The sequence below is a fragment of the Rhizobium sp. RAF36 genome (assembly GCF_052114105.1).
In the GTDB taxonomy this organism is placed as follows: domain Bacteria; phylum Pseudomonadota; class Alphaproteobacteria; order Rhizobiales; family Rhizobiaceae; genus Rhizobium.
Window position 1 is genome coordinate 112,241 of record NZ_JBFREC010000003.1, and the last position, 13,531, is coordinate 125,771.

Sequence of the window (13,531 nt, forward strand, 5' to 3'; positions counted from 1 at the left end):
TGGTGAGGGGAATCTCTTGGTGGAGACATCCGATTCCCCGTGGTCCACGTGACTGACGAGGACGGGCTGTTGCTGATGACTGAGCAGCTGTCGGCGTGTCGTGCAGCCGGACCAGAAGTGAAATCGTCTGAGGCGGCTCCTGGAGGAGCCTTTAGTCCAGCGTCGAAGATGCTCTTGGAACTGCGGTCGTGCGCCTTGTGGTCGCCTGGCGCTGTTTTCCTCTGGTGAGAAGGTGAAATGGGTCGCAACTACGAATTTGCAGTTATTGGCGGTGGGATCGTCGGTGCCTCGATTGGATACGGTTTGGCCAAGCAGGGGCTTCGAACCATTCTCATCGATGGAGCCGACGATTCCCTGCGAGCCTCCCACACGAACTTTGGACTGATCTGGGTTCAGGGGAAAGGGGATGACTATCCCGCCTACCAGCGGATAACGCGACAGAGCGCCGACCTATGGCCTGAATTCGCAAAAGAACTTCGCCAGCATACCGGGCTGGATGTCGAATACCGTCGAAATGGAGGCCTGCTTTTCTGTCTCTCGGACTCAAAGGCGCAGGAAGAAAAGGCAATCGGCGAGAAGATGGGAAAGATCCATCCCGCCTATAGCTTCGAGATGCTGGAACGATCGCGACTTGAAAGAATGTTGCCTGACATCCGGCTCGGCCCGAAGGTTTGCTCTGCATCTTTCAGCCCAATGGACGGTGACGTGAACCCTCTCCTTGCTTTGCGATCAATTTTGCACGGCTTTGTTCGCCTCGGAGGGACCCTGATCACGGGGGAAAAGGTCACCAATGTGATGGCTGCCGCCGGAGGGTATCAACTATCCGGACAGGGTCAAACGATAGAGGCCGAGCGTGTGGTTGTCGCCGCAGGCAACGATTCCATGGACTTCGTCCAATCGTTGTCCCTGCCTTTACGCCTCGTGCCTGAGCGAGGCCAGATGCTGATCACGGAGCGCGTTGCCCCGATTTTCCATTTCGCCGCAAGCGGCATCCGTCAGACAGCGACTGGCACGTTTCAGTTTGGTGCTACCAATGAACGAGTTGGGCGATCGACCGATGTGACGGCAGCCGGAGCTCATCATATAGCAAATAGAGCTATCAACGTTATGCCCGATGTTGGGGAGCTTCGAGTTGTCCGTCAGTGGGCCGGGCTGCGGGTTTTGACCCCTGATGGGGTCCCTGTCTACGACAGGTCACGCACGTATGCGGGCGTCTTCGTCGTTGCCTGCCACTCAGGCGTCACCCTTGCAGCACTTCATGCTGGTCCTTTCGCAAAGTGGCTGGCGTCCGGCGCAACGGATGAAACGTTCGCCGACTTCAGCGGTCACCGCTTTGATCTGGGGGTTGCCGCTTGATGGACAAGGCCCTCCTGACCTCCGGAATAAACGTCGAAATCGTGATTGACGACAAAGTTGTCTCAGCGCGCGAGGGCGAGCCGCTGGCTGCCGTCTTTTTACGACAGGATGACATCCACACCCGCACTTCTAATCCATCTTCCGAGCCTCGAGCTCCCTTCTGCATGATGGGCGTCTGCTTTGAATGCGTCGTCCATGTTGATGGTGTCGGTACGGTAAGGAGCTGTCAGCAGTCCGTGCGCGATGGAATGAGGGTGGTTCGCCAAGATCAGCCGAAGAGATTGAAATGACAGAGAAACGATCTGCTGACCTCATCATCGTGGGCGCCGGACCTGCCGGAATGGCCGCAGCAAGGCGAGCGGTTGCGGGTGGCCTCACTGTTATCGTGCTGGATTCTCAAGCCCAGCCAGGAGGTCAAATCTGGCGCAATGCAGGGCGGAATGCGCAGAGCCCGCTTTTGGAAGTTTTGGGCGAGGAATATCAGCGTGGCGTGGGGCAGGTGCAAGCGTTTCTCGATTGCGGTGCCAGCTATTTGCCGGAAGCGCAGGTTAGCCGGATTGCCGACGGTTGGACTGTCGAATTCGTTCTGGACGGTGAGATCCGTAGCGTCCAGGGGAAGAATCTTCTGCTTGCGACCGGCGCGCAAGAACGACCGGTTCCCTTTGCAGGCTGGACTTTACCCGGTGTCATGACCGTAGGAGCGGCGCAAATTCTCCTTAAGACCGCTGGACAACTCCCCAAAGGTCCGGTTGTGGTAGCTGGGAACGGACCATTGCCTTTGCTCTACTTGCAGCAGATGCGATTGGCGGGCGCGAAGCCGGTGGCGTTCCTTGACACTACCCCCCGCGGATTGATCGCACGAGCGGTGCGCAATCTTGCCGGAGCGATCCGAGAGCCTGGGCAGGTCCTGAAGGGAATGGCCTGGATGCCCATTTTCACCGGTATCAAGCAGGTCGCAAACGTCGTTGACATCACTGCCGTCGGCAATGGCAGACTTGAAGCCGTCCACTTCAGGCGTGGTGGCGGTCAACGAGGGCGTGTTGAGGCCGGTACCCTCCTTGTCCACGAAGGCTTGGTTCCTGGACACCATCTCGCTGTTTCAGCAGGAGCCAAGCTCGTCTGGGATCAGCGTCAGTATGCCTTCATCCTTGAACGCGACGACTGGATGAATGCTGGTCGGGATGGCCTGTATTTGGCCGGTGACGGAGCTCGCATCGGAGGAGCGGCAAACGCGGAAATCGAAGGTGAGATCGCTGCAATCGGTATACTTCAGAACGCCTCGCGGCTCACGCCGCAACGAGCCGATGACGAGGCCGCGCCTCTTCGCGCCCGCTTGGGTCGATTGAGGGCGTTCCGAAGGTTCCTTGATGGGGTTTACCCGCCGAAGATTGCCAGATCTTCTCCGCGAGACGGTACAATCATTTGTCGTTGCGAAGAACTGAGCGCCGGCACCCTTCGGCAGGCGGCCCAAGACGGCGGCTGCAAGGGTCCGAACCAGCTTAAGAGTTTCACGAGAGCGGGTATGGGGCCGTGCCAGGGACGGCAGTGTGGTTACCCGGTCCACGAATTGCTCAAGGCGGCGACCGGCTTGTCCCCGGACTCCGTGGGACTCTACAAACCCCGCCCCCCGTTCGTGCCACTCACAGTGGCAATGCTTGCAGCGCAGGAAACAGAGAAAGTCGAAACGGCATCCCATCACGAGTGATCGAACGTGGGAATCCCGATCGCGGACCGCATTCGAGAAAATGTGCTGAGGATACCTGATGAACATCAAACTCGCTTCGGCGAGATCGTCCAGGAAAGCGGACCGGCTTCAAGAATTCGAACCGCTGGCGCTCGGAGGTTCTGGCGGACTCAACTTAGGCGGCAAAGGTGGACAAGCGATTGTTTCACCTGTCGGCGCCCATTTTGGATCCCGACACTTCAGCGGTTCGAGATCCTTCGGCTCGTACGCGAGCGGGTTGACATGAGCAGGCAACTCTCCTTGCGCAGTAAGGTTCGGCAGATCTCAGGACAAAAGCGTAAACTTTAATGAGGAATACTATGAAGGTTGGCATCGCCGGAGCTGGTAACATTGGAATGGGCTACGCTGCCTTCCTCGAGAAGAGCGGGCATCGTCCAACAATCTGGTCGCCGTCGGGATCAAGGACTGAAGCCCTTCGCGCCGGGGACCCTCTCACGATAACCGGCGCGATAGAGGGAATATTCCGACCGGCTGTATCGACGTCACCGGAAGATCTTGCCCGAGCAGATACGATTGTCCTGGCGCTTCCCGCCTATGGTCATCGGTCGGTTCTGGATAGCCTGGTTCCGTATCTCGAACCACGCCACGTCGTGATTATCAGTGGTCACTTGTCTTTCGCGGCGCTCTATCTTTCCAAAAAGCTCGCCGAGCGGCAGATCGACATTCCGATCGTCGCCTGGAATACGACGGTCCTCACATGTAAGCCACGGGGGCCAAATCGCTTCAACATCGGCGCCATCCGCGCGAAGGTTGGCATGGCCACCGTTCCGGTCGATTGTTTTGATCGAGCGCTCGACGTCTGCGTCTCTCTGTTCGGCGATCGTTTCAACCGTCAGGACGATCTACTTTCGATTGCTCTTAGCAATATCAATCCGCAAGACCATCTGGGGATGGCGCTCTGCAACTTGTCGCGGATCGAGAAAGCAGAGAGCTGGGGCCAGAACACCATGGTTACGCCGGCGATAGGACGCCTTCTCGAGGCGATGGACCGGGAGCGTGTTGCGATTGCCAAGGCTTTGGGCAAGTCCGTCATAACGACCTTCGACCACTTCAAGCTCTCCTACAACGTCACCGGAAATACCGTTTCCGAGATCTCTGCCGCCCTCGTCGAAGGCGGAAGTGATCCACTTGGTCCAACGGATCTGAACACCCGCTACATTCTTGAGGACGTCCCATTCGGGATTGTGCCAACGCTTCAGCTGGCGAAACTCGCCGGGATCACCGCTCCCCTTCACCAGAGCGGTCTTGAACTCATCAGCGCGTGCTATGGCCGTGATTTCGAGGCGGAGAATGATCTCCTCCCGGAGCTTGGTCCGTTTGATCGAGCTGAGATGATGGTTCTTATGAAGCGAGGCTACCGGCGTTCGGACACGGGCTCGCGCCAATCCCCAGGTGGAAACGACTAAGAATCGAATCCCGGAAGGAATCGGGGCCGCTCCTCCACCCGATAACAATCCTCAGCTGTCTTTGCCCGAGGAGATATTTCGATTTGAAAGGAACTACAATGAGTGCGCCTTCCAGTCTCAACATCGTGCCCTTCATCAGCGTCGAGAACATGATGGACCTTGTCGTCGCCACCGGCGTCGAGACCTTCCTCCTCGAGCTGGCAGGCTACATCGAAGACGATTTCCGTCGCTGGGAAAGTTTCGACAAGATCCCCCGCGTCGCCTCCCATTCGCGCGACGGCGTGATCGAGCTGATGCCGACCAGTGACGGCGTGCTCTACGGCTTCAAATACGTCAACGGCCATCCGAAAAACACTAAATCCGGCCTTCAGACGGTCACAGCGTTCGGCGTGCTCTCGGATGTCGATAGCGGTTATCCGCTGCTTTTGTCCGAAATGACCATCTTGACCGCACTGCGCACCGCCGCCACCTCTGCAATCGCCGCGAAGTACCTAGCCCGCAAGGACGCCCGCACCATGGCGCTGATCGGCAATGGCGCGCAGAGCGAATTTCAGGCGATCGCCTTCAAGGCCTTGCTCGGCATCGACCGGCTGCGGCTCTACGATATCGATCCCAAGGCAACGCTACGCTGCCGTCGCAATCTCGAAAAATTTGGCCTCGAAATCGAGAGCTGCACCTCCGCCGAACAAGCGGTCGAAGGCGCCGACATCATCACTACGGTGACGGCCGACAAGCACAATGCCACCATCCTCACTGACAACATGATCGGCCCCGGTGTGCACATCAACGGCGTCGGCGGCGACTGCCCCGGCAAGACGGAAATGCATCGCGACATCCTGCTACGCTCCGACATTTTCGTGGAGTTTCCGCCGCAGACACGCATCGAGGGCGAAATTCAGCAATTGGCAGCGGATCACCCGGTCATCGAATTCTGGCGCGTCATTGTTGGTCAGGAGGTCGGGCGCAGCTCCGACAAGCAGATTACGCTGTTCGACAGCGTCGGTTTCGCAATCGAGGATTTTTCGGCACTTCGTTATGTGCGTGACCGGGTCCATGGCTCTGGCCACGTCAATCAGCTGGATTTGCTTGCGGACCCTGATGAGCCGCGAGACCTGTTCGGCATGCTGCTTCGACGTGAAGCGGCAACCAGCACTCGCTGAGCGAGCCAGTTGCCGCGACGATGATCGCGGCGAGCATCAAGATTTCAAGGGGAGGGGACTAGGTGCGGGCTTTTGGTGTTCACAAAATCCGATGGAGTATTGGCTGGAAGATTCCGGTTCTGATGGTCTGTGTCGCGGCCTTTTCATGTGGTGCCGTCGCAACGTTCACTGGGATGACCTCTTTTGCGACCACAAAGGAGCTGATCGGACAGCACCTTTCCTACATCGCCACGACAAAGCGTGAGAAGCTTGCCGCCAAATTGAGCTCCGTTGAGTCGGAAACGAAAGGTCTCGCGTCGACCCGCGCTTTCGTTCAACTATTTGACCGACTGAGCGTAGGCTTCAAAGTGGCGCCAAAAGAGGAGATTGCTGTGCTTTCAGCTGCAATCGCTGCCGGGGGTAACGTCGAGGGCGAAGCTACAGAAGGGCTCAAATACTATCTGAAGTCGTATCAGGATGTTGATACATGGCTACGGCCTCTTAGCGCTGACCACGGTTACTCGGCAATCATGCTCGTCAATTCGCGAGATGAGCTAATCTATAGCTCCGGGCGCGATGCTCTCGGCTTGCTGCAGCCGACGAGCGCGATTGCCGGCGCGATCGATCAGTCCAAAGGGACGGCGAATGTCGTCATGACGGATTTCTCTTCTTCCTCTGGAGCTGGGCCCGGCCAGGCATTTTTCGTGATCGGCGTCGATGACCCGATGAATGCTGGTCAGCGGGCAGGGACTTTACTGATCAGGGTCAGCACCAAGATGATCGACGACATAATGCATGACGGCTCCGGATTCGGCCCATCGGGCGAGGCGCTTGTTGCTGGCAAGGACGGTATCCTTCGTTCAACGTCGCGCTTTTCGAACGAAGCACTTCCGTCGGTAGAAAACTCTCTCCTCTCCCCTGGGACGTCGTTTGGGCGGTACCGCGATCACGACGTCCTGGCAGCGACGGAAACGCTGAACGGCGGAAGTCAGACCTGGTCAATTATAGCCTTGGAGCCGACGCAAGAAGTGTTTGCTCCTGCGATTTCTCTAATCTGGAGCATCATGCTCATCACGGCGATGACAGCCGTCATCACGTTTGCCGTCGCGGTCATAGCGTCGAGATCCATCTCGCGACCGATCGAAAGTTTGGTCGCTGCGATGAAAAATCTTGCGGCCGGCGATACCGCAACCGTCGTCGATGGAGCGAGCCGACTGGACGAGATCGGCGACATGTCGCGAGCTGTTCTTGTGTTCCGAGACAATGCGATCGCGAGAGCCGTGGCCGAGGCCGACACGCAACGGGCGGAGCAAAAGGCTGAGCTAGACCGGATTGCGATGGAAGCCGATCGCCAGGATAGGCTCAGCACCCAGGCAGCGATTGTTTCACAAATCGGCGATAGCCTCGCGGCCTTGGCCAATGGAGTTTTATCACGTTGGATCGAAGTGGAGTTTCCCGAAGGGTACCAGCAGATCAAAGACGACTTCAATAATGCGGTCACGCAGTTGAATCACACGATCCAGTCAGTTGCAGGGCAGGCCAGTTCGATCTCGGCGATCGTCATGGAAATGGCCCACGCGTCCGATACCTTGGCCCACCGCACAGAGCATCAGGCCATTGTTCTGGACGGCGTCGTAACGACCCTGACCGCTATTTCTGCCGATGTGAATCTGACCGCAGAAAGTGCCAGTAGGGCCGACACGTTGGTGTCCAAAGCTCACGCGGTGGCTGCCTCATCCGAAGTGATCGTCTTGCAGGCCATCGATGGAATGGGTGACATTGAGAGATCCTCATTGCAGATCGCGAATATCGTCAACGTCATCGAAGAAATCGCATTCCAGACGAACTTGTTGGCGCTGAATGCCGGCGTGGAAGCGTCGCGTGCCGGCGAATCCGGAAAAGGTTTCGCCGTCGTCGCTTCGGAAGTTCGAGCTCTCGCTCAGCGCTCTGGCGACGCGGCCAAGGAGATCAAGGATCTCATCGACGTTTCCTCCCTGCGCGTTGAGCGGGGAATTCAACTCGTCGGTTCGACCGGCGCCCAGCTGAAAGACATAGCAGAGCATGTTGATCTCATCCGAACACTCGTCTCGAACATCGCCTCGACCGCCAAAAGCCAGGCGAGGCATCTGGATGATTTCAAAGCCACCATCAAAAAAATCGACATATCGACGCAACAGACGGCCGCCATCGCGGAAGAATCCAAGGCTGCTTGTCAGTCTATGGAAGCGGAAGCGGCTCGACTTCTCCAGTTGATTTCAAAGTTTGAGTTGGGGCAGAGCCAGTTGGCGGTTCCTCAACAGTTGAAGGTTGCAGTCGCATGACATCGCCCTCGACATGCCTGCGATTTCGCCCGCGGCTCAGGCCTAATGATCGGCAGAAAGCCATAACGTCATTGTTTGCGAGATGCGATCCACTGTGGTGTTGGCGATAAGGAAATGAACTTGTCGATGCTCGCACCTCTCGAAATCGGGTGTTTACGATGGATTGCCCAAGGGAAATCCATCGATGACATTGCGTTGCTCGAAGGCATCGAAAAGAGCCAGGTTGAGGCGCACTTGGAACGAGCGGCCACGGGCCTCAATGCAAAGTCGATCGGTGAGGCCGTGGAAATGCTTTCCCGGATGAAGCGCGAGTAAGCTTTCGCGCTGTGATAACGTTTGTCCTCATGCGCAGACCCGAAGGCGAGACATGACATCGGATTTCAATGCTGAGCTTCATGCTCGTCCGTCAATCTACTTTGCCGGGCCGGCGTTTGTGGAGCACATTGCGGTTATGCATGCGGACCAAAGTCGGCAACATGGCGCGGTGGCATTGGAAAGTGGGGACGACGGTATCCGGACCCAGATTGAACACCATACCGAGTTCGTTACGATCACGCGCGTGACCAAAATCGAACAAAACCCTTCGGCCTGGCCAGCCTTGAGTTTGGGTCTTTCTGAAGTTTCTGCGCTCGCTGCGATAGAGTCGCCGCAACTGATTTGCCGGCTTGGCATCCTTGTTCTGGGTAGTCCTCCATCCGAACTCGGCCCCACTCTTTCGATGTTTGATTTTGCGGATACAGCCGCTTCATCAATCGGTGGAGGAGCAGCGCAGGTCTGTTCTGATTTCCGGGTCAGGTCTGACTTTTCGAGCCGAGTCCTCTTATTTAACAATGACCTGAACGCATATCGTCTGGGAAGGATGGTCCGGCGGATTTGTGAAATCGAAACTTACCGGTCGATGGCGCTCCTTGGCCTTCCAGAGGCGCGCCGGCTGGCTCCCCATCTGAAGGATTTCGACAGCAAGCTGGTTGAGCTAACGAATCGCAATCAAAATCTGCCGGCAACGGAGCATAAGCAACTGCTCGACGAAATCTCGACATTATCGGCGCGGATTATTTCGGAGACAGCAAGGACCCGCAATCGGTTCGGCGCAACCTCAGCTTACGCAAAGATCGTGGAAGAGCGCATTTCAGAGCTCCGGGAGTCCCATGTTTCAGGCTTTCAGCGTTTCGGCGTTTTTGTGGCACGCCGCTTCAAACCAGCCGTCAGAACGTGCGAGGCGACAGCACTGCGATTGGAGCAGCTATCGCACGCGGCGATGCATTTGCTCGACTTGCTGCAAACCCGGATCCAAGTAGAGATTGAGTACCAGAACGCAGTTCAGATCCAAGCGATGGCTGAGAGAGCAGCGACGCAGGTTAAGATACAGCGAGCAGTGGAGGGATTCTCAGTCATTGCGATCAGCTACTATCTTCTGAGCTTGATGAAATTTGTCGTCGAGACCGCAGATCATGCAGGCTACCACCTTAGCCCTTTGGTCATGCTTGGCTCAATTCCCGTCGTCGTCGTGGCGGTTGCGGCTGCGATATTCCGGGTAAAACACGCGTTAGGAGCCCGCGAGTAAAGACGTGCGATTATAGGTGTGAGATACCCGCCCGATATCTAACAAGAGCCAAGATTCGATCGCCGCTTGGTTTACCTATGGATCGAAGAGAGCTGCAATTCGAGCCAGTATGCGGCGGTCTCGCCTGCGCCCAAGGTTCCCGCCCATTCATTTGTCCGGTTGCCAGGCTCGGCCCGCCGCATGGGTTCGAGCGCGTGGGCATAAACACCCGATTGAAACGCCCGCCAGCCACCGAAATTCGGTAGAAGCTTGCAAGGATAGGAGATGCGCGCTCGGACGCCGCCTATCAACGCCTCGTTCCTAACTTCGACGCACGCTTTCGGCGTGGTGGATACGACAGGAAACTCCTGAAAGTAGTCGACGAAATCGTCTCGAGGGCGCTTATCCTCTCCGTTGAATGCTGACATAAGATCCCCGTCGAGGTCACCCGAGATCTGCGTGACCTCGTCCAGAAATGGATAACCGAAATTCACGTGGTACAGGATTGCATGGGGGGTCGGCCTGAATCCGCGATTCTCGACAATATCATCGACGCGAATATTGGTCCCGAAGACATCGACTTCGATACGGCGACGCATGACGAGGTTTTCGCCAAAAATCGCTGTCTGCTTAACGACGCCCTCCGCCCATATGACAGGGCGCTCTATACAGTCGCACAAGCTTGCCAGATATACCGGCTTTGTGGGGGCGGTTAGTTTCGTTTTGACCGCAGTAATGTCACTGCTGAGGCGCGATCATTTTCATTACGCTCGCCCCTCGAAGTAAAAATTAATATCCGGATGCTTCTCCGCAGCTAAAAGCAGAATGGCAATAGCTTCGCGGACGAAGAGCCGGTTTCTTCTTTTGTCATCGTCGAAATACTTTCCGCCGTGGAATAAGTTGTTGCGAACCCGTCGGACGGCGCCAAACAGGTCCTGGATACAATTCGGTTTTCCTACTTGTTGCTCGAAGCCATAGCTACCGTTTTCTATAAGATCTGCCTTCGGCGGCGCATCCAGTATCGTCGGACAGATATTGTGGTCGCGCAAATGTTGAAGGAACGCCGGACCAATTGCCACGCTATTGGAAAACCTATCCCAAGCGATCTCGACCTTTCCCCTTCTCATTTCTGCGAAGCCGGCCATCTTCAGCGCGAATTCGAAACGAGCAAATATGCGAAAAAGCTTGTTTGAGAGTGGGGGCAGAGCATTTGCGGCCGTCAGATCGATTGCCATAGGAAATTTTCTCACTTCTCGAACGATCGTAATCCTGGAATGATGGTATCTCATGGCGTCTGATTGAACGGTGGCGATGCTATGCCTTTTCGGATGCAACCGATCCATCTTTTTTATTCGTGCCAGAGCGACCGTGACCGAAAGGTTTGCGCGAACTTCATCAAGGTTGCGCTCGAACAGGCAATCGCGAAGCTGAAGGCAAGCAACGATATCGAGATTCATCTGGATTCCGATACGGCCGGGGTCCCCGGAACGCCGCTCGTGACCGAGACGATCCTGCATAGACAGATCGATACGACGCAACGGGCAAGCTTTGATCCACCTCGCGCGGTGAGTGGGAAACCGATTCAGAAAGTCGATGGTATACGAGACTGGTCCGGGCTGGGATCCTGGAGGCGGCTATGACGATCGGTGTTCGGACCGACGACGACAAAACGATGCAGATTTTCAATAGAGGCCGTGCAAGCCGGCCCCTGCGGCTGCCAGCAATTTTTCTGAACACCATCTCGGTTGCTTCACGAGCAGCGGTCAACATTGCAGCTCTTCGCCCAATCCTGGCGCCTGTGGCTGGGAGCGGGCTTCGAAAATGGATCCCCCTTTATATCGTTCCGACCACACTGCTGGCGAGCCGGATGGTGGTTTGACCGAGCCCGTCGTTGTTCACCGGCGCGACTGGCGTTGATTGGCCGATAGAGATTCGCAGTTGAGCAGCGGTGTTTGGCCGAACCAACCGGGACATTACAGCTGGGCGGACTTAGCCAGCCAGCCGTTCGCCTGAATAATCAGCCTTGTCTATTTCGTTGATCGCTAACGGAAGTCCGAACTTCGCTACCAGCTGCCGGAGCTGTCCGCTTTCTTTCGCAAGCGCCGTGCTGGTTGAATTCGCTTCCTCTACCAGTGATGCGTTTTTTTGCGTCACGCTACCCATCTCGTTGATCGCGGTACTTATAGCCGCTAAGCCGAGCGATTGCTCGCGCGCGGAATGCGCAATCTCCTCAATCTCATGATGAATATGCCCGACAAGGTGATTGATATCGTCTAGCGATTTGCCAGTGTCTCGAATCAGCGTGCCGCCGCCCGCGATTTCCACTTGTGACAATTCGATCAATTCTTTGATCTCTCCGGCTGATCGGGCAGTCCTTTGCGCCAGAACCCGCACCTCTTGGGCAACAACCGCGAAACCTCGTCCCGCCTCACCAGCGCGAGAAGCCTCTACACCGGCGTTCAAAGCGAGTAGATTTGTCTGAAACGCGATCTCATCGATGATCTCAATGATCGATGAGATTTGACGGGACGACGCTTCAATTTTTCCAAATGCCTCGACCGCCCGAAACACGAGGGTAGCGGATCGATGGGCACTAGCGAGTGCCTCAGCCGCTACCTGTCGTGCATCGATAGTTCGTGTGGTGGTCTTAGAGACACTCGTCGTGAGTTGGTCGAGGGCTGCAGCGGACTCTTCCAGTGAAGCAGCTTGTTGCTCAGTCCTACGCGAAAGATGATGAGCACTTTGGCTGAGCTCCTGGGACTTGCCGTCTAGTTGATTTGTCGTGGTGATTACAGCAGCCAGAGTCCTTGCCAGCTGCTCCACCGCTTGATTGAAGTTCTCTCGGAGTTGCTCAAATTCATGCGCAAAGGCCTCGGTAACCTTGAACCGCAGATCTCCCAGGGAGAGCTTCTGTAAGCCTTCTCCGAGACCGGCCGTTGCACGAGTGAGTTGAGCGATGCGCACTTGGTTTTCGCGTTCACCATGCCGTCTTTCGGCGTCAGAGGCCTCGTGGAGCTCAGCAGTTTCTTGCTCCAATGCGAGCGCTCGAAGGCCGTTCTCTTTGAAGACTTGAACGGCTCTTGCCATGCTTCCGAGTTCGTCTTTCCGATCTACGCCGTTTACGGTGACATCGAAATCTGCTTTTGCTAAAACCGCCATTGTTCTTGAAAGGTGGCGCAATGGGTTGACAATCCACTTGCGAACGCCCGAAAGCCCGAGCAAAAGGAAGAGTAGCAGGCCCGCAGCAATCATTGCGACCGTGGCCAAGATGTCGAGCTGGACGGCCGTGTGGACGCGTTCGGTGGCAGTTTCAGCACGATCCATCAGTTCCCGCGTTTTGTCCTGAAGTAGTTTTGAAGTGTTGGCGAACTCATCCTGGCAGTGACGAATTGGAGGGGCGTCGCTCGACGCGGACACGACGTCTGAATTTGCTGTCTCTTGCTTACCAAAACTGCAAGCCACGCCGAAGACGTCTCGCCCGCTCCTCTTCAGGGTGACCAGATCTGGATCAGATGGCATCGCCTCGATCGCGCTGTCCATAAGATTTAGAAAACTCTGCAGCGAAGACCCCAGATCTTCTGTTGCTGGAGCACCCTCCGCAGGGATAGGGTTGAGCTTCTCGCCGACGATGGGTTTCGCTGCCTGCAGGAATCGGTTTGCTTGTGCTATTGAAGTTGCTGCTGCTATCTCGCTCCTAAACACCCCCCGGTACCTGGCATCGATCCGAAGCATTTGCATCCCGGAGAACACTGCTATCACACTGATGAACACGACGACGGCGCCGAGAAGGAGAAAGAACTTTGAGGTAATTGGCAGATTTTGCATGGGTTTCCGAGTAGCGTTAGGTGTCATGTCGGCGAGTTTGGGGTTCGGGTCGCTTCGTGCGGTGGACTGCATGACGTTGCGAAAACTAATTCCACCTCTCGTAACCTTCTGGCGGCGACACGATGCGCTTGAGAGATGGCCTGAAAGTAAGGGGCGCAAACGTCATACTTTTCCCGAAGCTGTCTGGACGACAGCAT

General features: G+C 56.3%; 13 protein-coding genes. 10 read left to right on the forward strand and 3 right to left on the reverse strand.

Going from position 1 to position 13,531, the window contains the following annotated elements; genetic code table 11:
- The first annotated feature begins 237 nt into the window (after positions 1-237).
- From AB4Z25_RS11790 to AB4Z25_RS11830, 9 genes are all read left to right on the forward strand, one after another.
- Positions 238-1,356: an NAD(P)/FAD-dependent oxidoreductase gene (locus AB4Z25_RS11790; RefSeq protein WP_442208047.1), complete on the forward strand. Its 1,119-nt coding sequence runs from the start codon at positions 238-240 to the stop codon at positions 1,354-1,356.
- Positions 1,356-1,646, forward strand: coding sequence for a (2Fe-2S)-binding protein (locus AB4Z25_RS11795; protein ID WP_442208048.1), 291 nt, complete (start codon positions 1,356-1,358; stop codon positions 1,644-1,646). Before AB4Z25_RS11790 ends, AB4Z25_RS11795 begins: the two co-directional genes overlap by 1 nt.
- Positions 1,643-3,061, forward strand: a complete 1,419-nt coding sequence (locus AB4Z25_RS11800; RefSeq protein WP_442208049.1) for an NAD(P)/FAD-dependent oxidoreductase — start codon at positions 1,643-1,645, stop codon at positions 3,059-3,061. The genes AB4Z25_RS11795 and AB4Z25_RS11800 overlap by 4 nt, the downstream gene beginning before the upstream one ends.
- Positions 3,062-3,119: 58 nt before the next feature.
- Positions 3,120-3,326: a hypothetical protein gene (locus tag AB4Z25_RS11805; RefSeq protein ID WP_442208050.1), complete on the forward strand. Its 207-nt coding sequence runs from the start codon at positions 3,120-3,122 to the stop codon at positions 3,324-3,326.
- 73 nt (positions 3,327-3,399) lie between these two features.
- Complete coding sequence (locus tag AB4Z25_RS11810; protein ID WP_442208051.1) at positions 3,400-4,506, forward strand: NAD/NADP octopine/nopaline dehydrogenase family protein; 1,107 nt, start codon at positions 3,400-3,402, stop codon at positions 4,504-4,506.
- Between the two features lie 98 nt (positions 4,507-4,604).
- Positions 4,605-5,666: an ornithine cyclodeaminase gene (locus tag AB4Z25_RS11815; protein ID WP_442208052.1), complete on the forward strand. Its 1,062-nt coding sequence runs from the start codon at positions 4,605-4,607 to the stop codon at positions 5,664-5,666.
- Positions 5,667-5,728: 62 nt separating this feature from the next.
- Positions 5,729-7,966: a methyl-accepting chemotaxis protein gene (locus tag AB4Z25_RS11820; protein ID WP_442208053.1), complete on the forward strand. Its 2,238-nt coding sequence runs from the start codon at positions 5,729-5,731 to the stop codon at positions 7,964-7,966.
- 126 nt (positions 7,967-8,092) lie between these two features.
- Positions 8,093-8,281: a LuxR C-terminal-related transcriptional regulator gene (locus AB4Z25_RS11825; protein ID WP_442208331.1), complete on the forward strand. Its 189-nt coding sequence runs from the start codon at positions 8,093-8,095 to the stop codon at positions 8,279-8,281.
- A gap of 52 nt (positions 8,282-8,333) precedes the next feature.
- Positions 8,334-9,530, forward strand: coding sequence for a DUF3422 domain-containing protein (locus AB4Z25_RS11830; RefSeq protein WP_442208054.1), 1,197 nt, complete (start codon positions 8,334-8,336; stop codon positions 9,528-9,530).
- Between the two features lie 71 nt (positions 9,531-9,601).
- On the opposite strand, the gene AB4Z25_RS11835 is transcribed toward AB4Z25_RS11830, so the two are convergent.
- Positions 9,602-10,189, reverse strand: coding sequence for a DUF4432 family protein (locus AB4Z25_RS11835; RefSeq protein WP_442208055.1), 588 nt, complete (start codon positions 10,187-10,189; stop codon positions 9,602-9,604).
- Positions 10,190-10,273: 84 nt separating this feature from the next.
- Positions 10,274-10,966, reverse strand: coding sequence for a hypothetical protein (locus AB4Z25_RS11840; protein WP_442208056.1), 693 nt, complete (start codon positions 10,964-10,966; stop codon positions 10,274-10,276).
- A 179-nt stretch (positions 10,967-11,145) separates the two neighbouring features.
- Here AB4Z25_RS11840 and AB4Z25_RS11845 point away from each other — a divergent pair, with 179 nt between their 5' ends.
- Positions 11,146-11,388 (forward strand): hypothetical protein, encoded by a 243-nt coding sequence (locus AB4Z25_RS11845; protein WP_442208057.1) that lies wholly within the window; start codon positions 11,146-11,148, stop codon positions 11,386-11,388.
- Positions 11,389-11,498: 110 nt separating this feature from the next.
- Here the strand turns inward: AB4Z25_RS11845 and AB4Z25_RS11850 are convergent, their stop codons facing one another.
- Positions 11,499-13,334: a methyl-accepting chemotaxis protein gene (locus AB4Z25_RS11850; RefSeq protein WP_442208058.1), complete on the reverse strand. Its 1,836-nt coding sequence runs from the start codon at positions 13,332-13,334 to the stop codon at positions 11,499-11,501.
- Positions 13,335-13,531 lie beyond the last annotated feature (197 nt).

Excerpts from the sequence above, each read along its gene's own strand:
- AB4Z25_RS11790 (WP_442208047.1), top strand. The coding sequence starts at position 238 with ATGGGTCGCAACTACGAATTTGCAGTTATTGGCGGTGGGATCGTCGGT.
- AB4Z25_RS11795 (WP_442208048.1), top strand. The coding sequence starts at position 1,356 with ATGGACAAGGCCCTCCTGACCTCCGGAATAAACGTCGAAATCGTGATT.
- AB4Z25_RS11800 (WP_442208049.1), top strand. The coding sequence starts at position 1,643 with ATGACAGAGAAACGATCTGCTGACCTCATCATCGTGGGCGCCGGACCT.
- AB4Z25_RS11805 (WP_442208050.1), top strand. The coding sequence starts at position 3,120 with ATGAACATCAAACTCGCTTCGGCGAGATCGTCCAGGAAAGCGGACCGG.
- AB4Z25_RS11810 (WP_442208051.1), top strand. The coding sequence starts at position 3,400 with ATGAAGGTTGGCATCGCCGGAGCTGGTAACATTGGAATGGGCTACGCT.
- AB4Z25_RS11815 (WP_442208052.1), top strand. The coding sequence starts at position 4,605 with ATGAGTGCGCCTTCCAGTCTCAACATCGTGCCCTTCATCAGCGTCGAG.
- AB4Z25_RS11825 (WP_442208331.1), top strand. The coding sequence starts at position 8,093 with ATGCTCGCACCTCTCGAAATCGGGTGTTTACGATGGATTGCCCAAGGG.
- AB4Z25_RS11830 (WP_442208054.1), top strand. The coding sequence starts at position 8,334 with ATGACATCGGATTTCAATGCTGAGCTTCATGCTCGTCCGTCAATCTAC.
- AB4Z25_RS11840 (WP_442208056.1), bottom strand. The coding sequence starts at position 10,966 with ATGAATCTCGATATCGTTGCTTGCCTTCAGCTTCGCGATTGCCTGTTC.
- AB4Z25_RS11845 (WP_442208057.1), top strand. The coding sequence starts at position 11,146 with ATGACGATCGGTGTTCGGACCGACGACGACAAAACGATGCAGATTTTC.
- AB4Z25_RS11850 (WP_442208058.1), bottom strand. The coding sequence starts at position 13,334 with ATGCAAAATCTGCCAATTACCTCAAAGTTCTTTCTCCTTCTCGGCGCC.